Source organism: Mycobacterium sp. NGS49 (assembly GCF_059812565.1).
This window is the reverse complement of the sequence record NZ_JCALCX010000058.1, coordinates 1-22,780: the sequence shown is the minus strand read 5'-3', so window position 1 is coordinate 22,780 and position 22,780 is coordinate 1. Positions and strand designations below refer to the sequence as shown.

19 protein-coding genes and 4 pseudogenes are annotated in these 22,780 nt (G+C 61.4%); 15 read left to right on the top strand and 8 right to left on the bottom strand.

The features are described from left to right. The 6 genes and pseudogenes from AC5Y7D_RS29750 to AC5Y7D_RS29725 form a co-directional block, all read left to right on the top strand. Positions 1 to 469: pseudogene (locus AC5Y7D_RS29750) on the top strand (hypothetical protein); the annotation flags it as partial. Positions 470 to 1,446: 977 nt separating this feature from the next. Continuing rightward, on the top strand, positions 1,447 to 1,746 hold the full coding sequence (locus tag AC5Y7D_RS29745) for a PE family protein (protein WP_499929629.1): 300 nt from the start codon (positions 1,447 to 1,449) through the stop codon (positions 1,744 to 1,746). Between the two features lie 10 nt (positions 1,747 to 1,756). Further along, positions 1,757 to 2,974 (top strand): PPE family protein, encoded by a 1,218-nt coding sequence (locus AC5Y7D_RS29740; RefSeq protein ID WP_499929628.1) that lies wholly within the window; start codon positions 1,757 to 1,759, stop codon positions 2,972 to 2,974. An 83-nt stretch (positions 2,975 to 3,057) separates the two neighbouring features. Then, complete coding sequence (locus AC5Y7D_RS29735; protein WP_499929627.1) at positions 3,058 to 3,354, top strand: WXG100 family type VII secretion target; 297 nt, start codon at positions 3,058 to 3,060, stop codon at positions 3,352 to 3,354. Positions 3,355 to 3,405: 51 nt separating this feature from the next. After that, positions 3,406 to 3,690, top strand: coding sequence for a WXG100 family type VII secretion target (locus AC5Y7D_RS29730; RefSeq protein WP_499929626.1), 285 nt, complete (start codon positions 3,406 to 3,408; stop codon positions 3,688 to 3,690). A 330-nt stretch (positions 3,691 to 4,020) separates the two neighbouring features. Beyond that, positions 4,021 to 5,109, top strand: a complete 1,089-nt coding sequence (locus AC5Y7D_RS29725; protein WP_499929625.1) for a PPE family protein — start codon at positions 4,021 to 4,023, stop codon at positions 5,107 to 5,109. Between the two features lie 58 nt (positions 5,110 to 5,167). Here the strand turns inward: AC5Y7D_RS29725 and AC5Y7D_RS29720 are convergent, their stop codons facing one another. From AC5Y7D_RS29720 to AC5Y7D_RS29700, 5 genes and pseudogenes are all read right to left on the bottom strand, one after another. After that, on the bottom strand, positions 5,168 to 5,431 hold the full coding sequence (locus tag AC5Y7D_RS29720) for a hypothetical protein (protein ID WP_499929624.1): 264 nt from the start codon (positions 5,429 to 5,431) through the stop codon (positions 5,168 to 5,170). 165 nt (positions 5,432 to 5,596) lie between these two features. Next, positions 5,597 to 6,145 (bottom strand): hypothetical protein, encoded by a 549-nt coding sequence (locus tag AC5Y7D_RS29715; RefSeq protein WP_499929623.1) that lies wholly within the window; start codon positions 6,143 to 6,145, stop codon positions 5,597 to 5,599. A gap of 4 nt (positions 6,146 to 6,149) precedes the next feature. Beyond that, positions 6,150 to 6,350, bottom strand: a pseudogene (locus tag AC5Y7D_RS29710) (PGRS repeat-containing protein); the annotation flags it as partial. 20 nt (positions 6,351 to 6,370) lie between these two features. Then, the gene (locus AC5Y7D_RS29705) at positions 6,371 to 6,679 is read right to left on the bottom strand and encodes a hypothetical protein (RefSeq protein WP_499929622.1); all 309 of its coding nucleotides are present in this window, start codon (positions 6,677 to 6,679) and stop codon (positions 6,371 to 6,373) included. A 289-nt stretch (positions 6,680 to 6,968) separates the two neighbouring features. Continuing rightward, complete coding sequence (locus AC5Y7D_RS29700) at positions 6,969 to 8,603, bottom strand: alpha-keto acid decarboxylase family protein (RefSeq protein WP_499929621.1); 1,635 nt, start codon at positions 8,601 to 8,603, stop codon at positions 6,969 to 6,971. 226 nt (positions 8,604 to 8,829) lie between these two features. On the opposite strand from AC5Y7D_RS29700, the gene AC5Y7D_RS29695 reads away from it, so the two are divergent. After that, positions 8,830 to 9,762 carry a LysR family transcriptional regulator gene (locus AC5Y7D_RS29695; RefSeq protein WP_499929620.1) on the top strand — a complete coding sequence of 311 codons (933 nt, stop codon included), beginning with the start codon at positions 8,830 to 8,832 and terminating at the stop codon, positions 9,760 to 9,762. A 512-nt stretch (positions 9,763 to 10,274) separates the two neighbouring features. Here AC5Y7D_RS29695 and istB read toward each other — a convergent pair. Together istB and AC5Y7D_RS29685 are read right to left on the bottom strand one after the other, a co-directional pair. Beyond that, positions 10,275 to 11,123 carry an IS21-like element helper ATPase IstB gene (gene istB, locus AC5Y7D_RS29690; RefSeq protein ID WP_499929618.1) on the bottom strand — a complete coding sequence of 283 codons (849 nt, stop codon included), beginning with the start codon at positions 11,121 to 11,123 and terminating at the stop codon, positions 10,275 to 10,277. Beyond that, positions 11,120 to 12,424 carry a Mu transposase domain-containing protein gene (locus tag AC5Y7D_RS29685; RefSeq protein ID WP_499929630.1) on the bottom strand — a complete coding sequence of 435 codons (1,305 nt, stop codon included), beginning with the start codon at positions 12,422 to 12,424 and terminating at the stop codon, positions 11,120 to 11,122. The genes istB and AC5Y7D_RS29685 overlap by 4 nt, the downstream gene beginning before the upstream one ends. A 386-nt stretch (positions 12,425 to 12,810) precedes the next feature. Between AC5Y7D_RS29685 and AC5Y7D_RS29680 the strand changes: the two genes are divergently transcribed. From AC5Y7D_RS29680 to AC5Y7D_RS29645, 8 genes and pseudogenes are all read left to right on the top strand, one after another. Then, the gene (locus AC5Y7D_RS29680; RefSeq protein ID WP_499929617.1) at positions 12,811 to 14,865 is read left to right on the top strand and encodes a DUF4387 family protein; all 2,055 of its coding nucleotides are present in this window, start codon (positions 12,811 to 12,813) and stop codon (positions 14,863 to 14,865) included. 1,155 nt (positions 14,866 to 16,020) lie between these two features. Continuing rightward, a complete protein-coding gene (locus AC5Y7D_RS29675) occupies positions 16,021 to 17,523 on the top strand; it encodes an MFS transporter (RefSeq protein ID WP_499929616.1) in 1,503 nt (500 codons plus the stop codon). Between the two features lie 673 nt (positions 17,524 to 18,196). After that, positions 18,197 to 18,547: a hypothetical protein gene (locus AC5Y7D_RS29670; protein ID WP_499929615.1), complete on the top strand. Its 351-nt coding sequence runs from the start codon at positions 18,197 to 18,199 to the stop codon at positions 18,545 to 18,547. Beyond that, positions 18,544 to 19,719, top strand: coding sequence for a PPE domain-containing protein (locus tag AC5Y7D_RS29665; protein ID WP_499929614.1), 1,176 nt, complete (start codon positions 18,544 to 18,546; stop codon positions 19,717 to 19,719). Before AC5Y7D_RS29670 ends, AC5Y7D_RS29665 begins: the two co-directional genes overlap by 4 nt. 221 nt (positions 19,720 to 19,940) lie before the next feature. After that, a pseudogene (locus tag AC5Y7D_RS29660) lies at positions 19,941 to 20,422 on the top strand (type VII secretion protein EccC); the annotation flags it as partial. Further along, complete coding sequence (locus AC5Y7D_RS29655) at positions 20,419 to 20,727, top strand: PE family protein (RefSeq protein WP_499929613.1); 309 nt, start codon at positions 20,419 to 20,421, stop codon at positions 20,725 to 20,727. The pseudogene AC5Y7D_RS29660 and the gene AC5Y7D_RS29655, both read left to right, overlap by 4 nt. 79 nt (positions 20,728 to 20,806) lie before the next feature. Continuing rightward, complete coding sequence (esxG, locus tag AC5Y7D_RS29650; protein ID WP_499929612.1) at positions 20,807 to 21,100, top strand: type VII secretion system protein EsxG; 294 nt, start codon at positions 20,807 to 20,809, stop codon at positions 21,098 to 21,100. An 11-nt stretch (positions 21,101 to 21,111) separates the two neighbouring features. Then, positions 21,112 to 21,402: a WXG100 family type VII secretion target gene (locus AC5Y7D_RS29645; protein ID WP_499929611.1), complete on the top strand. Its 291-nt coding sequence runs from the start codon at positions 21,112 to 21,114 to the stop codon at positions 21,400 to 21,402. A 71-nt stretch (positions 21,403 to 21,473) separates the two neighbouring features. Here the strand turns inward: AC5Y7D_RS29645 and AC5Y7D_RS29640 are convergent. After that, a pseudogene (locus tag AC5Y7D_RS29640) lies at positions 21,474 to 22,324 on the bottom strand (IS110 family transposase). Positions 22,325 to 22,780 lie beyond the last annotated feature (456 nt).

Sequence of the window (22,780 nt, the reverse complement as noted above, 5' to 3'; positions counted from 1 at the left end):
TAATCCCGATGCTTTGCCGGGTGGTGACGGTGGGGATGTGCTCACGGGTGGTGGGCTCAATCCCGACGTGGTGCCGGGTGGTGACGGTGGGGACACGCTCACGGGTGCGCCGGCGAGTCCGGCCGGCACACCGACCACACCGGGCGGGGCCGGGGCAGACGTGTCGAATGGAACCGATTCGGTGCCTTCGAACACGACCGATACCGGTCCCGTAACTCAACCGGATGCCGTCCCAGGTGCCGGCACGGATCCAGGCACCGTTGTCGGCCCGGCAACAGACACGGGCACGGGCGGGGGTGCGACTGTCCCAACTGACGGCGGCCTCAGCCCAGGCGGCAGTGGCAATCTTGCCACCGGTGGCCAGTGCGGCGCCGGAAGCTGGCACGGGCTTTGGTACCGGATATGGGAGGATCTGTTCCATTCTTGGTACGGCACCGGAGGGCTTCTCAATGACTTCTTCCGGTGGTGACGGCCTCTGGTTTGCGCGGATCAAGGCGCGGTGGAGATATGTGCCGGCGGCGGCATGCCTAGACTGACCCTCTACCTCGCTCGGCGTACACAATTGGCACCTACGAGACCAAACCGTTGCAAGAAAGCTGTTATCCGTCTAAGGAGCCTGAAACTTGAAGATGGCGCCAACGTCTTGGGACGTGATGGAAGATGTTGACCCCTTTACGACGAGCGTCTTAATCGTCACCCTCAAGTTCGCGGTCTTGCCTCTCTTGTTCGCCTTCGTCATGCGGTGTCCTCCGCCTGCGGTGTTCAATGAACACGGTCACGCGATTGTGTTCCGCACCAGCTTGTTCAAAGATTTCACTGCTGGCTTGAGTGGGTTCATGGAGTACATCTCGGCGCACCCGGACCGCTCGCGGCCATCGAGGTGATCAGCCAGCCGGGCGACGAGTTGAAGCCCGGTATGACGTCGTCGGAGAAGTGACGTCGAAACTGGCATTCCGCGTGTGCGCGGCAAGCCATCGTAGTTTAGGCCGGGCGCCCTAAGGTCCGGTCAAAAAGCCGCGGTTTGTTCACAGCGCCGATCGGGCACCGGCATTGGTGACCAGTTCAAAACGCAATGGGTTGCGGCGCAGAGTTTCTAGCGGTTCGGTGACTGCCGTGAAGTGGCCTTGAGCAGCGGTGCGTCGCCTGCGCTGACGAAATGACCGATTCGGCCGCATAGTTGCAGTGCCGGTCAACGGACAACTGCGGCAACGATTGTCGGAATCGGAGCCAGCTGTCCTGGCCCACCCCGGCCCCTCAGGCTTGCCCTATGGCGGCATAGTCGGATACGTACTACCGCAAACCATTCTTATAGGCAACACTTTCTGTAGGCACGACACGCCAGTTCGTCTGCACGGCAAGTGGTTTGAGGCGAACTCGTGAGCCATCGAGGGCTACACGACCACGCGGTTGTGCCTTGACAGTCGTTTAATCGCCTGGGAGGTAAATGTGCCTTTTGTCACCGCACAGCCGACGGCTTTGATGGCCGCGTCCGAAACGTTAGGGGCCCTGGGTGCAGCACTGGTAACCGGAAATGCCTCTGCGGCTGCACCAACGACTGCCGTATTGCCACCGGCAGCCGACCCGGTTTCGACCTTGGTCGCGGCGCAACTCGCCGCGCACGCGGCAATGTATCAGGCGATCAGCGCCAGAGCCACGGCAGTGTATGACCAGCTGGTCGCCACATTGGCCGCTAGCGGCAATTCCTACGCAACCACCGAAGCGGCAAACGCTGCCGCGGCCAGATGAGGAATGCCAAATGGACTTTGGCGCAGTACCTCCGGAGATCAACTCCGCCAGGATGTACACCGGTCCGGGTTCCGCCCCGATCTTGACCGCTGCTGCAGCGTGGGACGGTGTGGCCGGAGACTTGCACATCTCAGCGACTGCCTTGCAATCGACCGTGTGGGGCTTATTGGTAGGGCCCTGGATAGGGCCGTCCGCAAGTTTGATGGCGGCTGCCTCGTCGAACTATGTCGCTTGGATGCGAATGACTGCGTCCGAAGCAGAGTTGACGGCCAATCAGGCCAGGACGGTGGCAGCGGCCTTCGAGGCGGCACACGCCATGACGGTGCCGCCGGTGATCGTCGCCGAGAACCGCTCCCGGCTGGCTATTCTCATTGCCACCAACCTTTTTGGGCAAAATACGCCGGCTATCGCCGTCGCCGAAGCGGAATATGGTGAAATGTGGGCCCAGGACTCCGCGGCGATGTATGGCTATGCCGCTTCTGCGGCGGTGGCTACTCAATCATTGACTCCATTTGAAGACGCCCCAGAAGTCACCAACGCCGGCGGAATAGCCGAACAGGTATCGGTGGTGGACGAAGCAGTTGACAGCCTGGCGGCCAATCAGTTGATAACGGGCGTGCCGCGGGCGCTGCAACAAATGTCCCTGCCAGGTCAGCAGACTACGAACGCTCAATCGGCACAGAACGTAACCAGCGCTGCTCTGACCGGATCAAAGTCTTTGTGGGAAACCATCTCTCCACACTTAGGACCGGCCAGCAACATCGTCTCCATAGCCAACAACGAGTTGTCGATGCTGAGCACGCAATTGTCGATGACCAACACCACGAGCTCAATGCTGAAGGGCTTTGCTCCTGCAGCGACGAAAGCCGGCGCGTTGGTGGCCCAAGGTGGTGTCAGCGCGTTCACGCCGCTGGGCGGCTCCATGGGCAGTGGTCTGGGATCGTCTGCCGTGGCAGGCGGCATGTCAGCGGCTCTCGGTCGGGCAGCTTCAGTTGGCGAGCTCTCGGTGCCGAAGGCGTGGGCAGCCGCCAACCAAACGGTTACCCCGGCAGCCCGCGCACTGCCTTTGGCCACGGCAGGGAGTGCCGTGAAAGCCGTGCCGGGACAGATGCTCAGTGGCCTGCCGGTGGGTCAGACAGGCAACTCATCCAACGGTAATGGCGTCAGCAGTGCGCTCCGGGTGACTCCGAAGCCATACGTGATGCCGCGGCCGCCATCCGCCGGCTAATCGGCAAAGGGGTTGATGCCAAGACGAACAACGCATCAGGGAACTGACAAATGCAATCACGCTAGTTGGAAGGAAACATACATATGCCAAGCCGGTTTATGACAGATCCGCACGAGATGCGTTCGATGGCGGGTCGATTCGAGACACATGCCCAGACGGTAGAGGACGAGGCACGAAAGATGTGGGCATCGTCGCAGAACATTTCGGGTGCGGGATGGAGCGGTCTGGCCGAAGCGACGTCGTTGGACACCATGGGCCAGATCAACACGGCATTCCGCAACATTGTGAACATGCTGCACTCAGTGCGCGACGGACTCTTCCGCGACGCAAACAACTACGAACAGCAAGAGCAGGCATCCCAGCAGATCCTGGGCAGCTAGCGGTCGCAGCCCGCTGACGCCGAGGATCTTCACCATCTTGGAGAACAAACTATGACCATCAATTATCAGTTCGGCGACGTCGATGCTCACGGTGCGACCATCCGCGCTCAGGCAGCTTCGCTTGAGGCCGAGCACCAGGCGATCGTTCGTGATGTGTTGGCCGCCGGCGACTTCTGGGGCGGCGCTGGTTCGGTGGCTTGCCAGGAATTCATTAGTCAGTTAGGCCGCAACTTTCAGGTGATATACGAGCAGGCGAACTCCCACGGCCAACAGGTTCAGGCCGCGGGTAGCAACATGGCGCAAACCGATAGCGCTGTCGGCTCCAGTTGGTCCTGAAACAATTCTCCGCCCAAGCCTATTCAGATCAGGCAGCGTCAGCGTCGACGCCGGGCGGGTCTTGTACGTCTGGTTGCGGACCCAACGCCGATATCCCCGAAGGAACACCGAGCGATTCCGGTTGAGGGACCGCATGTTCGCGCCCCGCTGCCGCCGCCCGCGCAATCGGCGCTCTTTGTTGATCGCGGGGAGCAAATACGACCTCATCGAGTCTCTTTGTGGCTGGCGAACAGCGGCTTTGGACTAGCTCGGCGCGCTGCGAGCTCTTTCCCGTCTCCACCATTACTGCACGAAGGCGATCAATAGTCGCATTGAGAGGTCGATGAAGTGATGGACTATGCGATGCTGCCCCCGGAAGTCAATTCCGCCAGGATGTACGCTGGGCCGGGCCCAAGATCTTTGATTGCGGCTGTCGCTGCCTGGGAAAGTCTGGCTGATGAATTGACCGCTACGGCAGACAGCTACAGCGAAGTGCTTTCTTGCCTGACAGGCTTATATTGGTGGGGCCCAGCATCTTCAGCGATGTGTGCCGCTGCCGCCCCCTTCGTGGCATGGCTGCGGAGCACCAGCGCTCGGGCAAGGCGGGCCGCCCAACAGGTCAGGGCAGCGGTGGCGGCCTTCGAGCAAGCCTATGCGACCACCGTCCCGCCAGTCGCAATCGCTGCTAACCGCACCCAGCTGGCCTCCCTCATCGAAACCAACATTATCGGGCAGAACGCCTCGGCGATCGCGGCTACCGAGATGGCCTACGCCGAGATGTGGGCGCAGGATGCCGCCGCAATGTACAACTATGCCGCCAACTCGGCTCTGGCAACGAGGTTGACGCCGTACACCCCGCCACCGCAACTCGCGGGCGCGGCCGGCAGCGGTGCCATGCAGACGCTACTCACCGAGTTGACGACCAGAGTTCCGGCCGTGCTCGACGGACTCTCGTTGCCGCAGTTGATACCTGATGATTTTCAGGAGTTCATCGACCTAGTCGACACGGTGGGATCGATTATGAACTCCGATGTGGCAATCTTCACGGCGTTTTTTGCAACTCTGAATTCGCTACGGCCGGCAGAGACCGCGGCTGCCGGGGCAACGGGGGGCTTAGGCGAAGCCCTTTCGGCCAGCCTGTCTCCGCTGATCGCGGCTGTCCGGTCAACGGGCTCGAGCGGTGTTGTCGCAGCCGGACTTTCACAGGCGAAGGGGATCGGGCAGTTGTCAGTTCCGCCGAGCTGGGCCGCGTCAGCCAGTGCACCGGTTAAAGCGCTACCCGTCGGTGGCTTCACAATTCTGCCCGGGGCCGAACCGGTCGAAGCGGGAATGCCGGGTGTGCCTGGATTGCCTGCCGGGTCCAATCGCGGTGCTAACGGTGTGGTGCCCCGCTATGGACGGCGCCTCACCGTGATGCCGCGCCCGCCCGCGGCCGGCTGATGCCGCTCTTAACCCGGGCGTCGTCGGGACAAGTGGCCCGTAGCACGACGAGTACGACCTAGCCGTTCTGGCCCGCGTTGCCGTTGCCGCCCGCCGTGCCATCCAACCTTTGGGCACCATCAGCAAGCGTTCCGCTGCCGCCGACACTGCCGATGCCGGACGTGCCCCCGGCGCCACCGGCCCCACCAGTGCCGCCTTGAGCGCTGTCGAAGCTGGCACCGTCCTGACCTAGCAGGAACTCACTGGAACCACCCCGCGCCGCTGGTGCCGCTGGCCCCTCCGTTACCACCGTCACCGACGGTGCCGCAGTTGCGACCGACACTGCCGTTGCCACCGATCCCGAAGGATCTTTCCGAGGCCGATCCGCCGCCGGCGCCTCCGACCCCACCAATGCCTCCCGTGCCGCCTACGGCGCCCTGGCCACCCACCGCGCCGATGCCTCCGGTCCCGCCGGTACCGCTGGCCCCGCCTGCGCCTCCGTTGCCGATCAGTACACCACCACGGCCACCGTTGCCGCCGGTGCCGCCGTCGTCGCCATTGACGCCGAAAGCAGATCCGCCAGTGCCCGAGTGGCCCTCCCGCCGTCGCCGCTGGCGCCACCGGGACTACCGGGCGCGATCCCGACGGTCCCATTTCCTCCTGAACCTCCCTCGGCAGTAACCGAATTGGTAACAGCCACTCCGCCGTCGCCGCCGGCTCCGATCCCGCCGACGCCGCCGGCCCCACCATTGCCGGCCGTAGCGTTGCCGTTGGGACCGTTGGCAGTTGCGGTGCCGCCCGTGCCGCCCGTGCCCCCGACCGCTGCGGAGGCACCGTCCTGGCCGTCGCCCGCATTGGTGACAACGGCGTCGCGATGGCTCGTAACGTCAATCCCGTCGGTGCCAGCGCCGGCTTGATTGCTGATGGTGGCGTTGACACCGTTGGCCCCGGTGGAGCCGGTGCCGCCCTGGTCGCCTGCGCCTCCGTTGCCGAACAGGATGGCGTTGCCACTGCTAATGCCGGCCGCTCCGGTGCCCCATTCCGCCGGATCCACCATTGCCCTATGGCAATCCGCCGCTGCCGCCGTTGCCGCCATTGCCGCCGTTGCCGATCAGCCCGGCGCTACCGCCGTTGCCGCCCGGCTGGCCGCTGAGGCCGTTGCCCCCGTAGCCGCCATTGCCGAACAGCAATCCTCCGGCACCACCCGCCTGGCCGGGTGCGCCATTGGTGCCGTTGCCGATCAGGGGACGTCCCAGCAGCGCGTTGTCCAACGCTTATCCGGCTAACCGGTGGAGAGTTTGGCGGTTAGCCGGTTCAGACGACGGATTTGTTGGTCGTGGCGGCGGATTTGCTCGGCGAGATTCTTGAGGGCGATGCGGAGAGTGGCGACGTCTTCGTCGAGGCGGTCTAGAGGGTTGGCCGGTGTGCTGGATCGTTGGTGGTGTTCGACGAGGACGCGGAGTGTGGGGTTACGGTAGAGGGTCGCGCGAGACACATGCGAGGCGTCGGCGACGGCGGTGAAGGTGACGGGCTGGTGGTTGTTGGCGAGATCGATGCAGGCTTGCTCGACGCGAAATGATAAGTCGTTCATCCGGTTTGGACCTGTGCGATCGCGGCGTCGAGTCGTTCGATGAGCTTGCAGTGGCGGTCTGCTTCGCTGATCCAGCCGCGTTGTTCGGCGTCTTTGGCCAGTGTTCCGGTGTCGGCGCATTGGGCGGCGAAGACGGGTAGGTAGCTGGTGTCGGTGCGGAAGTTGGGCCAATGTTCGCAGATGTTGGCGTAGTTGCAGGCGCCCTGAGCGGTTGCGCTTACGCAGAAGCCGCCGGCGAGGCGCGACTCGATTGCTGGTGCGTAGGTCGAGGCTCCGTCGAGGGGGACCCTCAGCTCGCCCTGAGTGCTTTAAGCGACACCCCGAGGTGTTCAGCGAGAGGCGGAGCCGCGTAGGTCTCGGTTACTGCTTCGATGTAGGCGCCATTGGCGGTGGCGGCGAAGGCGAGCGCATCGTCCAGCTCGGCGCAAGTGGTCACCCGAACCGCGAACCACCTGTCACACCCTAACGCAGCGGGCAGCAGCGAGTAGTTCCACTCGGCGATGTCGTTGTATTCGCGCGTCGGAGAGTTGCACAGCAGACGCTCAATGAGAAATCCACCGTTATTGAGCACAAATACGATCGGTCTCAGCCCACGCCGTTCGAACTGGCTGATTTCCTGGGCGGTTAGCTGATGTGATCCGTCGCCAGTAAATAGCAGCACGCGGCGCTCGGGTGCTGCGACAGCCATTCCGAATGCCGCCGGTGTGGCCCAACCAATGGATCCCCACAGGCTCTGCGTGTGAAAGGATGCTCCCGTAGGAAGCCGGCTGAATGCGAGCCCCATCGAGATGGTGCCAGTCTCGGCGACGATGATGTCTTCAGGTTCGAGGAAGTCAGTCCATCGCGAGTACAGCACTTCAGCGGTGATGGCGTTGTGATCCGAAACCAGCACCGGTGGCGCTGACTCCGGCGATATACTGGGCCATTCGCGCCGAGACACTGCGCGGCTTAGCTCCCACAATAGATCAACCATCTCAACACCCACGTACTCGACCCCACCGACTGCCGTGCGGTGGCGCCCGATTGTGACTACCTTCGTGGGATCCAGATCTGCCGTAAAGGCCCCGGAGTTGAAGTCAGTGAATGGCGAAGCGATGTTGATTATCGCATCTCTCGTTTCGACGAAGCTCCTGACTTGCTCGTTGATCAGCGAGCCGGCGTACATGCCGATATAGGAAGGGTGTTGTTCATCAAGCACCGACTTGGCCATGAACGTCGTGGCGAACGGCAGACCGGAGGCCTCGATAAAGGCTTCTAAAGCATCGCGTGTCCGCCCGCGCCCAGCCGCGATACCCGGGAGGGCGACCGCACTTGAAACATTCAACGACTCAAGCACCGCATCGACTGCAGCCCTCAGTGTCGCGCGGTCGCTTGACACCGGAGGTAGGTCAATCTTCGCGAGCTGCACCTCTCGGTTCACGAGGTCTGCCGGAAAAGCCATGTAAACCGGGCGCTGTTCGTAGAGCGCCGCGGCGATAATGCGTTCGGTTTCGACGATGACATTCGCAGGTGTTATCACTGCCTGAGCACAGACGACCGGCTCTGCCATGCGGCGGTAGACGTCGTACGTGCCTTCCCCGAGCGTGTGATGCATGAGCGCCCGCCGCCGCTGAGTGGCGGTGTCAGGGACGCCGACGAGATGAAATACCGGCAGATGCTCGGCGTAGGCACCGGCTATGCCGTTGATCGCGCTGAGTTCACCGACGCCGAAGGTAGTGCTGATTGCGGCCACACCGACTATCCGGGCGTAGCCGTCTGCCGCATAGGCGGCGTTTAGCTCATTACTGCAGCCGACCCAGTCGATACTGCGGTGATCACTGATCGCGTCGGCAACGCCGAACGAGTAGTCGCCCGGAACACCGAAAACCTCGGATACACCGATCTCATGAAGGCGGTCCAAGACATACTCGATTACGCTCGTCATGCGATGCGCCTTTCCCGTGACCAGCCGCGTCTACATCGTTGTCGGTTGCTTTTCCTTCGCCGTCTTATACTGTTGCTTTGAAGACGCTGCGGCGGTACTACGCATTCGTGACGTCCCTATACCAAACGCCGATAGCTGGCCTTGAAGGCTCCTCAGAACGTCTTTGCCGACTCGCGGTTCTGAATTCTGAGGCGCCGTCCGACGCGTTAGGGGTGAGTGGCTGTCGATGCTGAACCTACGTCATCTGAGCTATTTCGTTGCCGTCGTCGAAGCGGGAAGCTTCTCTCGGGCAGCGCAACTCGTTTACGTAGCTCAACCTTCGTTGAGCCAACAAGTTGCCTCGTTGGAAGCTGAATTGGGGACCGTCCTGCTGCTGCGAAGCGCCCGCGGTGTCCGGCCGACCGCACAGGGAGAAGTGCTGTATCGGGAAGCTCTAGCTATCCTGCGGCGGGTCGAGGCGCTTCCCATGGTGCTCGGTGAGTCTGCCGCTGAGCCAGCCGGGATTGTGGCCCTAGGTATGTCGAGCACAATGGCGTCGCTCTTTGCCACTGACATCCTCAAGGAGTGCGCAGAGGCGCTTCCGAAGGTGCGAATGGTGCTAAAGAGTGCCGAGAGCGAGACGATTGCCACTGAGATCGCGCAGCGTGAGATTGACTTAGGTGTGGTGTTTGAGGCCGATGCCCTACCACGGTTAATGAGACGAACCTTGTTCCGCCAACGCCTCTACCTCTTTGCTGCCCGCAGCGAGATGATTGATGGGCCGATAGCATCGATCCTGGCCGACAACTCGATCGTGCTCCCGCCGTCCTCCAATGTCCTGCGCGTGAGTCTGAACCGTGCGCTCGTCGCCCAGGGTCTGTCGATCCGGCCGCAGACTGAGGCAATGAACTACTCTGACATTATTTCGGCTGTCCGAACCGGCTCTCGAATCGCGTTGCTGCCCAGGGGGGATACCGATTTCAGCGGGACCGGGTTAGCGACGCCGGTACCTCTCGAGCCCGCGGTTTATTTAGTCGGCTCGATGGTGTCTTCTGACGAGATTCCGTTAACTAGACCGGCTGAAGCCGTTGCAGCCATAGTTGAACGCGTCGTCGTCGGCAACGTCGCGAGCGGAGCCTTGCGTGGTGCCCAACTCGTCGGCCGCCCTGCGCAGCAATGAATTTCACGTTAGTTTAGTGGGCGCAGCGAATGCCAACACGCGCTGAATGTTTCTGTGACTGACCTGTGGCGGGTGGTCGAGTAAACATTCATCAAGTAACCTCAAGGACGCAGCTGGTTTGCTGGCGTCACTCTTTGCGTCGTCGGCATCAGGCGGCGGCCGTTTATGTCTGTTCGCCGTAAGAGGGAACCCGGTGTGAATCCGAGGACTGTCTCGTGACGGCGCTCATTGAAACTGCTCAGTTCTGCTCACCGAAAGTGCTCACCCGTGTGACTCCGCCGATAAGGGCCGGGAAGCGATGGCCAGTAGGTGCACCGAATCGGTGCCCGCCTGCGAGTCCGAAGACCTGCCAGTGAGCTGGTCGGGTTGTGTCCGCATGTGTCGCCTCGGGAATTGGGCGGATGGCCTTAGCCGCGAACCGGTCTCTTGGACGCGCCTTTGACTGCGCTCATCGGAAGTCCCCGGGTGTGCTCACCGAAATTCCCCACCTAATGGCCGGGTCAGTGTATCGGTTAGCGGGTGCCGGTGGTGGCGCGTCGGAGGCTATCGGCCGCGGCGTGGTGATCGCGTAGCCGGTAGGACTCGCCGTCGAGATTGATGACCACCGACCGGTGCAATAGGCGGTCGAGCATGGCTGCGGCGACGGTGGTGTCACCAAGGATGTCGCCCCAGGCGCCAACGCCGCGGTTAGTGGTGATCACGATCGAGGTCTTCAAATACCGTTGGGAGACAACCTGAAACAGCGCCGCGGCCGCTTCGGCCGGCAACGGCAAATAGCCGAGTTCATCAATTACCAGCAGAGTCGGTCCGGCGAAGAAGCGCATGGTGGTGGCCCAGCGTCCCTCGATGGCAGCGCGGTGGCAGCGGGCGGCCAGATCGGCTGCGGTGGTGAAGTTGGTGCGGTATCCAGCATGCGCTGCAGCCCTTGCCGATCCGACCGACATGTGCGTCTTGCCCGTACCCGGCGGGCCGATCAACAGAATGTTGGTCGCCGAGTCCAGGTAGCGGCAGGTGCCCAGCTCATCGATCAACGGGCGATCGATACCAGCGGCGGCTTCGACGTCGAAGTCGGCAAGTGTGGCCGGGGTCGGCAGGCACGCGAAACGCAACGGGCCCGCCAGGCGTCGGGCGGTGCTGGCGTCCACTTCGGCGGCCAGCAGCCGTTCCAAGGCCACGGTCAGCGACAGGCCCTCCGCGGTGGCCTGATCCAACACGCTGGGAAGTGCCTCGGCGGCGGCGTGCAGTTTGAGCTCGGCCAGGTGTGAGCGCAGCTGTTGATACCGGCTGGACGCAGCCGACGGTGACTCGCTGTCAACGGCGGCGGTGGGGGTGGTCTTCGGGGTGCGTGCGGCGGGGGTCATTGGACGGTCCTGTTCTGGGCGGCCCGCTCGTAAGCGGACAGGTCGATGACAGTGGAATCGTTTGATGGCGTGCAGGATTGGTCTGAGGTGGTGGTCTCGGCGTGTAATTGGAGCAGCTGTGCGGCAGCAACTTTCGCCTCAGGTCCGGGCGGGATGCGTTCCTTGCGGCGGTGCGGTCGCCCGGTGGCCGCGGCGGCCATCGCAGCGGTATCGAGGGCGATGACGTGTCCGCTGTCGCGGATCATCACCCCGAGCCCGTCGGCGGCCATCCGATGCCGGGCCACGATGATCCCGCTCATGGTGGCGATATCGAGGAAGTCGCCTCCCACGGGATGGCTCACCCTGACTTGGGCTACGGCCAGCTCCGGTGACACCGAGTAGCGGTTGCCGCGGTAGGACACCAACGCTTGGCGCGACGCGGTCCGCGACTCGGTGACGATCACCGGATACGGCCGGGCCGGCAGCGGTGACAGCTGCTCGCTCTGGGCCACCACGGCGACAGAGGATCGGCCGTCAGCGGTGGCACGGAGCCTCGTATCGACCCGTACCCGGGCGAAGCGATCCACGTCGGCTTGCGCTTGCTCGACGGTCATCCCATCAGCCAGGGTGCGCCACCAGCGTTGCGCGGCAGTGTGGTTGATCTTCTCCACCACACCCTTGCGGTTACCGCGGCGCGGCGGGCAGATCGCCACCGACACCGCGCAATGTTTGGCCACCCCGGCGAAGGATGCGGTGACCCGGCCCGAGCCCGGATCCCACACGGTGGCCATCCGGTCGAACCGCCAGCAGCGGGTCACCCCGCCGTGGCCACGGACCACCCGATCAAGCGCGGCCACCAAGTGCGGCTGATTCTCTGACGGTGACAACGCCGCCCGCCACTTTCCAGAACAGGCGAGCGAACCGACCAGCAGGTGCGCGGTCTTGCCCCACCCCCAGAACTCGGGTGGGTCAGGCAATTCCAGCCAGTCCCGTTGGGTTTCATCTCCCGGCGGATGCTCGATGACCGCGTTGGGGCGCTCGGTTGCCGTCCGGCAGGCCTCACACGTCGGCCGCAGATTCCGCGCACGGATGTTACGGGTCAGGCTCTGATAGGACAGCCCGAACCCCAGGCCCCCAAGTTCGTCGAACAGGGTCCGTGCCCACAAGTGCGGGTCCTCGGCCAACCGGGCCGACACGTAGTCGACGAACGGGTCGAACGAGTCCGGGCAGGGCCGGGCCCGGACTCCCGGTTCGGCGTCGCCGGCGAGGTACTTGCGGACCGTCTTGCGGTCATGGCCGGTGTGCCGGGCGATCGCTGAGATTGACCAACCACGTTTGCGTAGGGCGTGTACTTACAAGTCGTCCTCCCATGTGAGCATGAGAAAGCGGGCCTCCTTCGAGTGGAGCTGTTGGCGTCAGACACCAGCAGCATCGAGGGAGGCCCGCCCTTCTCGGCGGAGCCACACGGGTGGGGAATTTCGATGAGCGTCAGTGGGGAATTTCAGTGAGCACGGTCACCTTCCCAGTCGGCAACGCACCAAGCGCGAGCTAAACCAGATGAAGAACGACGCACTTTGCCGGCCCTTCGAAGTGCGGTGCCCATAACTTCGACCTATACGCCGACGCAGAAAGCGTATTTTCGCCGACAACGGCGGCGTGCTGTACTGAGGTGTCTACAACTCACCCGACAGTGCGCATGGGAATTCAGATGACAAGCATGATCTACCGAGTGGTTTCCCCTTGCGGCGCACTCGGATATGGCTTCCCGCCCGAATCGCTCCAGGCCGCAATCAAGGGAAGAGTTGACGCGATTGTCTGCGATGCAGGCTCGATGGATGCAGGCCCATTCTACTTAGGTAGCGGCCAGCAATATTTCGAGCGAGAGGCCGTAAAAACTGACTTTCTGAACGTGGTCCAAGCTGCGTTAGAAACAGGCGCGCCCGCCATCCTTGGCAGCTGCGGAATGGCTGGAGGTGACCGCAATCTACAGTGGATGATCGAAGTTGCTAAAGAAGTGTTCAGCGACCTTGGTGTTTCCTTGGCTAAGGTTGCAGTTATCAGCTCTGAGATCGATGCTAAAACTGTAATTTCCGAGTACCGCGCTGGAGCCCTGATTTCAATAGGCTCGGGCCCGTCCATCGACGAGACCACACTTGCCGAAAGCACCATTGTCGGCCAGATGGGCCTGCACCCCATCATTGCCGCTCTAGATTCGGGAGCCCAGTTCATCTTCGCAGGTCGCTCCTGCGATGTCACTCTCTTCGCGGCAGACATGATTAGAAAGAATATCGATCCGGGCCTGGCATACCATGTAGGTCACATACTTGAGTGCGGCGCTTTAGCGTGCGACCCCGGCACGCCTTCGGACTGCCTCATCGCCGAGGTGTTCTCGGATGGAGCAGCCTATTTCGTGGCTCCAAACCCAGATCGGTCCTGCACTCCGTATTCAATTGCCGCTCACTCTCTGTACGAAGAGGAGCACCCTCAGCTACAGTTTTACCCAGAAGGTGTGCTTTCAATGCAGCACACCGAATTCTTAGCTCGCGACTCAGCGGTCGCCGGTATACGCGGCAGTTGTTTTCTTCGTCCGGGAAAGCCGTGGCCATTGAGCATTAAGCTCGAAGGTTCGCGCCGCGTCGGCGCTCGACGGATCTCCCTGGTTCACATCGACCCCTCGGACCTAGATGCCGTACCTGACGATATTCTCGTTTATGGTCGAAATGGGGTGGAGGCGCGAGGAATTGCGGAAGGTGACCGCGAATTGGGAATGATCGTCGAGACGACATCGCCCACCCGTCAGGCTGCCATTCTTTTGGCTAGCCTGGTGACGCACTATCTCATTCACTACGGCTACCCCGGTCGTCGTTCAACTGCTGGCAACATCGCTTACCCGCTCTCACCGAATCTCATCGACTTTCAGCGGGGTGACGGCAGTTTTGGCGCAATCGTTCCAAGCGGCACTCGCGACACCGTTTTCTTTGAAAACTACTCGACAATCAAGATCGCGGTCCACGAGATGATTCGCCGCCAATTCCCTGACGCGCTCAAGGCTGCGAGCTACCGCATCATCGAGGCGGATGCAACGAAACCTGTAGCCCTATTGCGCACCGTTGATCGGCAGCGCGAACGTCTGGTGGAACGACATGACGCCGAAATCGCTCGGTTGGAAAGCGTCGCTTCACCCCGCAGTGGATCGCTGTTCCGGCTGGATGCCGCTGACGCATACGAGTGGTCCCTTTTCCACCTCTTGCAAAATGAGAGAATTATTACCGATTCACTCTTCAAGATCAGCTACTACGAGGCTCTAGGTGCTGACTGGAGATTTATCCGCACAGAGGATCCGCAATACGTTCAAATCGGAAATGCGGGCAATCCGGACGATGTCGACCCGTCTAAGATATCGGTTATCAGGGATGTACCAGTCTCTGGCGACGTAGTCCAGACCAAGCGACTGTTGGACATCGCGGTCGTGATCCGCAGCAAAGATGCTGGAATTAGCATACAGACGTATGACATTATATTCTCCACGATTGAGGACTATCACGCTGCATTGCGCTCAAATCTGTTTCACAGGGACAGCGTCGCTTCGATCCTCGATCTCCCTGCGGACAGGGTAATCGGAAGCTATTTTGTTGATTCTTGCAACGCGATCAAGATTTCAACGAAGCGTCCCATTATTTCTGGTTCAGTCGATGACCGGGACGTTTTCGGAGCTCAACAGCAGCACCAGCTTCAAACCCTTCTCATTCCGATTTACTCATAACAGCTCGCAACATTCGCCGCATGTTGAAGGGGATCTCATGTCGTTTGTGGTAGCACACGCGGAAAGTCTTCTAGCTGCGGCGCTTGATTCCAGTGGCATTGTCGGCGCAGCTGCGCAACCCCAGGGGTCCGCTTTTCCCGGCGCCAGCCCGCTGCCTTATGGTCCGCGTTCCGGCGCTACCGTTAGTCCGGGTTGGTCTGCCCCTGGTGGTGGGACTGCTGCGGGTGGTGGCACGGTTAGGCCGGGGTGGTCCGCTCGCGGTTGGGCCGTTGATGGAGGGTCCTGTGATCCGCGTCCCAAGGGTGGGACCGGAGGTCCGGTATGGCCCCCGGGGACAACTGCAGGTTTACAGCCTCAAGGCTCCGGACGGGGAATTTCCAACACCGCGGCTTCTATCTTTCAAGCCGCGATACCCTGTTCCAGGGTATTGGGCGACGGCACAGGGAGTCCTGTCGCTCAACAGATTCCGCGGGTGCCGGTTGGTCTGGATGTGCTCGGTGGTGGGATAGCCAGCCCAGGGGTGCCGGCCGGTCCCGGTGTGGAGGCACCGAATGGGGTTTATGCGCATTCTTCGGATACAACTGGAGGAAACCCGCTTCGATGCGGACCGGTGATGCCGCAGCAAGTTGGGGATTCCGGCACGGGTAGCGACTCAATCAATGGCACCGTCACCAATCCTGCAGGTTATCCGGCAGTTCACCCTCACAGCACCGATCTTGAAACTGTCGGTACCCCGGGGATGAATACGGGTGATGGAGTGGGAAGTGCTCTCCCAACTGGCGGCGGGGTTGGCGGCGGCGCCCAGAGCTATCCACCGTCCGGTTGGCAATGTCGATCGGGAAGGTCGCACGGGTTCTCGTACCGGATATGGAGTGATCTCTTTCATTGTCGTTTCGGCAGTGGCCAATTAATTGGAGACTTTTCCGGTCGTGGTAATGACGGAATTTGCTGCGCTAATCAATGCGAGGAAAAGTTCCGGATTACGGTGAAATACTTAGGTTGCTTCTGCTCCTTTTACTCTCCAGCTTGCGTTTCGGAAAAGACAAAAAAGCTTTCATACGCTTATAGCATCAAAAATGTCGCAACTGCCCGATGCCCAAATGCCAATCGCCCCTGGGTCTGTTTTTTCAAGACGCCGGAAAGTGAAGTAAGTTGATGGCGGAGGCAGCCTTGCATACGTGTATTAGCAGAAAGCACGCGGCGAGCAGCTACAATAAGCCACAAAAGTCGCATATTTTGACTGCTTGCTGGCTCAGTCTGCTGATAACCGTCGTCGACGCGCAGGCCTTCAACACCGGCTTGCCGCATATCCGTGATGACCTCCACCCTTCCGCAGCTATGGCACAGTGGATGGTCGAAATCTATAGTCTGGGGCTTGCGGCCCTGCTGCTTGCAGGTGGTGCTGCTACTGACTGGCTCGGACCCAGACGAGTGTTCACTTCAGGCCTTCTGATATTTGCTCTTGGCTCGCTCTGCTGCAGTCAGGCGCCCTCTCCCAGTCTCATCATTGCTGCTCGACTGTTGGAGGCAAGTGGTGCGGCCATGCTGGGTCCGGCCGCGGTTTCGACGATTGCGCAAGTTTTCGTCGATGCGAGAGATCGAGTACGAGCTATTGGCATATGGAGTTCGGCAGTAGGCGTAGGTGTCGGCGTCGGCCCGATTCTCGGCGGGGAGATCGTTGATTCGATGGGATGGCGCGCGTTGGTCGTGATAGTGTTGCCATTGTGTGCTGTTACCCTATTAATCGTCAACAGGCACGTTCCAGCGTCATCGCTTTCATCGCGGAGGCGGCCAGAAGGCTCTATCGGCCAAGTCTTTGCCGCGTGCGCTCTTGCGGCAACGGTGTTTGTCATCATCGAAAGTCCTGAGCGTAGTTGGCTTGATCCTTGCGTTATCGTCGCGATAGTTGTCGCGGTATTAGCTCTTTTGGCTTTCGTCCACATCGAACAACGCCACCCCCGTCCCATGGTCGAACTGAAATGGTTCGGGGATGTCAAGTTTTCCGGTGCGCTTTTAATAATCGTCAGCACCTATGCAGCATACGGGGCCTTATTGTTTATTCTGCCGTTGTACCTTGAGGTTCAACGACACTACACCGCTGTCCACACCGGGCTTATGTATCTTCCGCTTTCTTTGAGCATCGTAGTTGCACCGCTCATTTCTGGTAGATTGGCCAGCAAATTCGGTAATCGGCCACCTCTACTTCTAGGAGGGCTTGCGCTAGCGCTGGCCTCGCTCGCTTTAACTCAACTTAGCGCCAGTACGCCGCCGTGGGCACTGATGTGCTGGTTAGCAATTTTTGGCGTCGGATTCGGGCTGACGCCAACCCCTTCAACAAGTTCTGTCGTCGGCGCTTTGCCCGGGTTCCGTTCGGGCGCGGCATCCGCGATCGCCGTGACTGCACGGTATGTGGGAATGAGTCTCGGTGTTGCCTTGTGTGGCACTTTCGCCGGTGACGCGCTTCGGCACCCAAACAACGATCTGGTCGCGGCGACCCACACTCTCTGGTTAGTCTGCTGCGTCTTCGGGGGCGTCATCGCGGTCTTGAGTATGTTGATTACATCGGAAATTTACCTCCGTCCAGTCATCACACCCGCAGGTTGCCGAAGTCGGTGGGTTGCAACTGCGTTTGCAAGAGGCCCGAAGGAAAGCACTTGAAGATCTTGCCTCGAATGATGGCTGACGAGGTGGCAGACATCGATCGCTTTACGACTCGCGTTTTGATTCTGACCCTCACGGTGGCACTCTTGCCTCTTTTCTTGGCCGTGATTATGCGGTATTCACGCCCGACACCGATGATTGAGCACAGTCATGCCAGACATGCGGGCTCTTCGTTGACTAGGCATACTGGTCGTTGGAATTGTCTTGATTCGCGCATGATGGCTCCTCGAGCTTGCACGCCAATATCTTCACCTGGCGGGCATCGCTGAGGATAAAATCACCGGTAATCACATTTCTCCGCAGGACTACGAACCGCCCCGGGTTTTATGCACGCCTGCTTTCGGTGCTGGGGGCGCCTTTGGCGGACTCTTGGCGTGCGCTGAGTTCTCGGGCCGCCGGGCTGAAGCGGTTTCTGCACGATGGCCGCTGTATAGAGAACGCTGTTAAGGCGGCGGTTTAACCTACGACACGGGTACAGATCTAATGCTCCACCACGACGGCTCACGTCACATTCAAGAGGCAACAAGCACGAACTATCTACGTGCACTATGGGGGCATAGCGAACAGGTAGTACCGTCTCAGACTGCAATGCAACAAAATAAGAAACTGCGCGAGGGTCGCCGACGATGAAACCCGAAGCGAGGCATCCCCAAACGAAAAGGCACGCGAGATGACGACCGCGGTTACGTATGTCTTCGATGTTCTTCATGTGATCGGTGTGTTTGATGTGTCCGAGACTCCGGGCGACGACTCGTTCGGCTTTGTCAACGCGATCACTGATCACTCCGATGTGTGCGCATTGCGGCCGCGGAGTGCCTGCGGCCGCGCCGGCCAGCGGCCTACATTGCCGGGGCGACACGGCGTCAAACATCAGTTGCTTTCGGCCATTTGGCATAACTGCGGGCGTTGCGATCCCGATCTTTACGCCGTGGCCGGACTCGGCGCCGCTGACTCCGCTGCGGCCGATGCGGTTGGCGCTGTACCGGCGGTCGCCGACCGTCATGCTGGCTGTCTCGCATGACTGCGCCGGTATGGATGGCCACGCCACCGGAAGTGCATGCGGCATTGCTGAGCGCGGGTCCGGGTCCCACTTCACTGCATGCAGCAGCGGCGGCATGGTCCTCCCTTAGCGCCGAATATGCCTCGGCCGCTCAAGAACTCACATCCTTACTCGGCTTGGTGCAAGCCGGGGTATGGGAGGGTCCGAGCGCGGCGAGCTATATTGCGGCGCATGTGCCCTACGTCAGCTGGTTGATCACCAATAGCTCCGACTACATGAGAGTGGCGGCTCAGCATGAGGCTGCTGCTGCCGCGTACGTTGTGGCATTGGCGGACATGCCGACCCTAGCCGAGTTAGCAGCCAACCATGCGGCCCATGCAGTGTTGATTGCCACGAACTTCTTTGGCATCAACGCGATTCCGATCGCCGTGAACGAGGCTGACTACTTGCGTATGTGGATCCAGGCAGCAACCACCATGGGCGTATATCAAGCGGCCTCGGGTGTGGCGTTGGCTTCCTCGCCGCCGAGTGCTCCAGCGCCTGCGTTGCTCAAGGGCAATTCCGTTGCGTCGACTGCTTTTCCGTTTGCTGGCGCTGCAGTGGGGGCTCTTCCTCTTATCATCGAAATCCTGATCCAGATACTTTTGGTATCTTTGGAGTTGGCGTTTGGAATCATCGTGCTCGCGGTAACCATCGCCTTCCTGCTCCCCTTCATCATCGCCGTCGAAGCGCTAGTCTTTGGATTCTTGGCAATCCTCTTGAGCCCGCTCTTTCTCCTCATCGCAACGCCTGTGTCGCTAGCAAGTTCTGCGATTGCGCTGCCGATTGCTTTGCCCGTAGGCATCGGCGGGTATCTTTCGGACGTGGCTAGCGTGGCCGAATCTTCCGGCCTAGCCGGGGCGGGACTGCTGAGTGCCTCAGCAATGAGGGCGGAAGTAACTGAGGACCATACGGTGACGGCGGAGACCCGGCTAGTGCCAGCCCTAGCGCCGGTTTCAGCGGGCAACGGGTCCTCCGTGTTGGCATCTGATCACAGTGCAACCTCTTTGGGTGCTGCCGCGACTCCGGAGCGAGGGCGCATTATGAGGCCTGCCGGATTTGCGTCGATGAATTTCGTTGATGCAGGCGAAGCGGTGCGCTTGCCCATGTTGCCAGCGACATGGCTGCCGCAGCCAGCTGAGCTGGCCGGTTGAAAATGCGAAAGCCAGCTCGACTTCCAATTTGTCGCTCTGCGGAGAGAAACAGTCGAGGATCGCGGTGTCAACTTTCGATCCTGAGGGTTCGTAGTGGTTGATTCTACCGCTAACCAACGGGCTTGCATGGTTTCGCGCGATTGGTCGAATGTCTGCGCGAGGAGGGCTGGACGGTGTCGGTGAACACGGCTGTCGACTCGATGCATCGCCGCCAGCTGGGGCGCATCATCGAGTCACGGCACCCGTCGTCGGGTCTATCGCCGGCCAAGCTGGCCCGCGGCTACCAGGGCCACACCCACTACCTGATCATCGACGACGTCGGCCAGGTTCCGGCCTCGGCCGCCACCAACGTCCTCTTCCTCGGGCAGCGTCCTTGGAGCCCGTTGATCGAATTGCTGAGTCAGGCGAGCGATCTGGGTCTTCGGGTGATCGTCAGCGGGCGCGCGTCGGGATCGGCGGCAGGGGGTTGATGACCAGCCCTCTGCGACGCAGATTCAACGATCTGCAGGCCACCATGCTGATGCTGGCGGGTAACCCGCAGTACAGCGGCAAGATTCGCGGGCAGCGCTTCAACCGCCTGCCCGTCGGTCGCGGAATTCTGCTGTCCGACAGCGATACCCCGACGTACGTGCAACTGGTCAATCCGATGATCGGAGCGGCCGCGCTATTTGGTGATAGGCAACTGGAGGGAAGTCAGTCATGACGTTGCGAGTTGTCCCGGAGGGACTGGCCGGTGCCAGCGCCGCGGTGGAGGCGCTGACTGCGAGGTTGGCGGCCGCACATGCCAGCGCGGCGCCGTTGATCACCGCGGTGGTTCCGGCGGCGGCGGACCCGGTTTCGTTGCAGACCGCGGCTGCGTTTAGCACGCAGGGGCAGGAACACACCGCCGTCGCGGCCCAGGGTGTCGAGGAGTTGGGGCGTGCCGGAGTCGGCGTCGGTGAGGCCGGTGCCAGCTATCTCGCCGGAGACGCTGCGGCCGCCGCGACCTACGGGGTGTTAGGTGGCTGATCTGGGGAAGGGGGAACCCGAGCCCGCGAGATGACCCGCAGGGCACGAAGCTTTCATACACATCCAGGAAAGGACTCTCATGAGTTTGTTGGACGCTCATATTCCGCAGTTGGTGTCCTCGCAGTCGGCGTTCAGCGCCAAGGCGGGACTGATGCGGCACACGATCGGTCAGGCCGAGCAGGCTGCCATGTCGGCGCAGGCGTTTCACCAGGGCGAATCCGCGGCGGCGTTTCAGGCCGCGCATGCCCGATTCGTGGAGGTAGCCACCCGGGTGAACACGCTGTTGGACACCGCCCAGGCCAACCTCGGCGAGGCAGCCGGTACGTACGTGGCTGCTGACGCCGTCGCCGCCTCCTCCTACAACAGCTTCTGAGAGGAATAGTCATGTCGCAGATCATGTACAACTACCCGGCGATGCTCGCCCACGCCGGGGACATGTCGGGCTACGCGGGCACGTTGCAAGGCCTAGGCGCCGACATCTCGGCCGAGCAGGCCGCCTTGCAGAACGCGTGGCAGGGTGACACCGGGGTGACTTACCAGGCGTGGCAGGTGCAGTGGAACCAGGCCATGGAGGACCTGGTGCGCGCCTACCAGGCGATGGCCAGCACCCACGAGGCCAACACCACGGCGATGATGGCCCGCGACGCGGCCGAAGCCGCCAAGTGGGGCGGCTGACACGAAAATTGGGTGACCACAACCGGTGACCGGCGTGGTTAGTTAGTGGGTTAGGCCGAGTCGGCGAGTGGTTAGAGGGTGACGCGGTAGCCCAGGGCGTGGAGTTGGTGGATGGCGCGTGCTTTGGCGGGTTGGTGTGCGGTGTAATAGTCGGTGCCGTGGTCGCGGTAGAAGTCGCCATTGGTGAGTAGGTTCCAGGCGGCGATGACAATGGCGTGTTCGACGGCGACGATAGCGGGCATGGGTCCGCGGCGGGCGGCGATGCGTTTGTATTACGCGGCGAAGTAGGCGTTCTTCGAGCGTGCCGCGGAGAGCGCGGCGATGCCCAGGGCGCCTTTGAGGTAGCGGTTTCCAGCGCAGAAGGGGTCGCGTTGGCCGGCGACCAGCGCTTCGAGCATCGCCCGCCCGGAGACCCGGTGATTGTCGGTGGCCACTCAGGACAGTTTGATGCCGGCGGCTTCGAGCAGCTTCTCCAGCCGTTGGACTTCGCGAGTGCGTTCGCGGGTGATCACCGTGCGGGCCTGCGTCAGGTCCCGCAACGGCCGGATAGGGCCGGCTGCACCAAGGAGGCCTTCACCAGGCCGTAGGCGCGCAGATCGGCCAGCCACGCCGCATCCGAGACGTCGGTCTTGCGGCCGGGCAGGTTACGCACCGCGGCGGCGTTGACCAGCACCACGTCGAGTTCGTCGTCGAGCAGGTAGTAAAACGGTTTGCAACAGTCGCTGGTCGACTCGATCACCACGCAGCCGACCTTTTGACCGATCAGGTGCTCACGCAGCGCCAGAATCTGGCTGGTCGTGGCACCCCAGGTGCTCAACATCGCCGACCTCACGCGTCCGCGCTGGCCCTGGATCCGCACGCAGACCTTCGCGTCCCTCTTCGAACAGTCAATCCTCGCGCACCGCGCATGGAGCACTTCCATCATCCATCACTGGCTCGTGAATACTCGAATTCCGCTGCAATGGAGAGTGTTTCGGGGAGAGCGGGGTGAAAGAGGAATCTGACACTCGTGCTCGAAGGCAACATTCCACGGTTCCCGTGGACAGGGTTGTGCCCTCCGCCCCACGCTAGCCTGCGGGCTCATCAGCAACATAGTCCGACCGGGGTCGACCGAAACACCCTTCAGCATCATCTCGGAGTTGGTTGGGCGCAACCACCCGCTAACCGCAGCTGACAGGAAAATTTTCGTCCACCACGGAGGAGCGGAGCGCCCCTGAGTCGCTAGCCCGAATTTTTGTTAAATGTTGGGATCTGTACCGCGGCAGTCTTCTTCTCTGGGCTGCAAAGACGCGCCGCGGGCTTGGCCTGCCTATAACTCTTTCGACTAGGTCCATGCCGTGCAGGTATTTCCCATTCGGCGACGGGCGTGATTGCCTGT

Excerpts from the sequence above, each read along its gene's own strand:
- AC5Y7D_RS29740 (WP_499929628.1), top strand. The coding sequence starts at position 1,757 with ATGGACTTTGGCGCAGTACCTCCGGAGATCAACTCCGCCAGGATGTAC.
- AC5Y7D_RS29735 (WP_499929627.1), top strand. The coding sequence starts at position 3,058 with ATGCCAAGCCGGTTTATGACAGATCCGCACGAGATGCGTTCGATGGCG.
- AC5Y7D_RS29730 (WP_499929626.1), top strand. The coding sequence starts at position 3,406 with ATGACCATCAATTATCAGTTCGGCGACGTCGATGCTCACGGTGCGACC.
- AC5Y7D_RS29725 (WP_499929625.1), top strand. The coding sequence starts at position 4,021 with ATGGACTATGCGATGCTGCCCCCGGAAGTCAATTCCGCCAGGATGTAC.
- AC5Y7D_RS29715 (WP_499929623.1), bottom strand. The coding sequence starts at position 6,145 with ATGGTGGATCCGGCGGAATGGGGCACCGGAGCGGCCGGCATTAGCAGT.
- AC5Y7D_RS29705 (WP_499929622.1), bottom strand. The coding sequence starts at position 6,679 with ATGAACGACTTATCATTTCGCGTCGAGCAAGCCTGCATCGATCTCGCC.
- AC5Y7D_RS29700 (WP_499929621.1), bottom strand. The coding sequence starts at position 8,603 with ATGACGAGCGTAATCGAGTATGTCTTGGACCGCCTTCATGAGATCGGT.
- AC5Y7D_RS29695 (WP_499929620.1), top strand. The coding sequence starts at position 8,830 with ATGCTGAACCTACGTCATCTGAGCTATTTCGTTGCCGTCGTCGAAGCG.
- istB (WP_499929618.1), bottom strand. The coding sequence starts at position 11,123 with ATGACCCCCGCCGCACGCACCCCGAAGACCACCCCCACCGCCGCCGTT.
- AC5Y7D_RS29680 (WP_499929617.1), top strand. The coding sequence starts at position 12,811 with ATGACAAGCATGATCTACCGAGTGGTTTCCCCTTGCGGCGCACTCGGA.
- AC5Y7D_RS29675 (WP_499929616.1), top strand. The coding sequence starts at position 16,021 with ATGGCGGAGGCAGCCTTGCATACGTGTATTAGCAGAAAGCACGCGGCG.
- AC5Y7D_RS29670 (WP_499929615.1), top strand. The coding sequence starts at position 18,197 with ATGACGACCGCGGTTACGTATGTCTTCGATGTTCTTCATGTGATCGGT.
- AC5Y7D_RS29665 (WP_499929614.1), top strand. The coding sequence starts at position 18,544 with ATGACTGCGCCGGTATGGATGGCCACGCCACCGGAAGTGCATGCGGCA.
- AC5Y7D_RS29655 (WP_499929613.1), top strand. The coding sequence starts at position 20,419 with ATGACGTTGCGAGTTGTCCCGGAGGGACTGGCCGGTGCCAGCGCCGCG.
- esxG (WP_499929612.1), top strand. The coding sequence starts at position 20,807 with ATGAGTTTGTTGGACGCTCATATTCCGCAGTTGGTGTCCTCGCAGTCG.
- AC5Y7D_RS29645 (WP_499929611.1), top strand. The coding sequence starts at position 21,112 with ATGTCGCAGATCATGTACAACTACCCGGCGATGCTCGCCCACGCCGGG.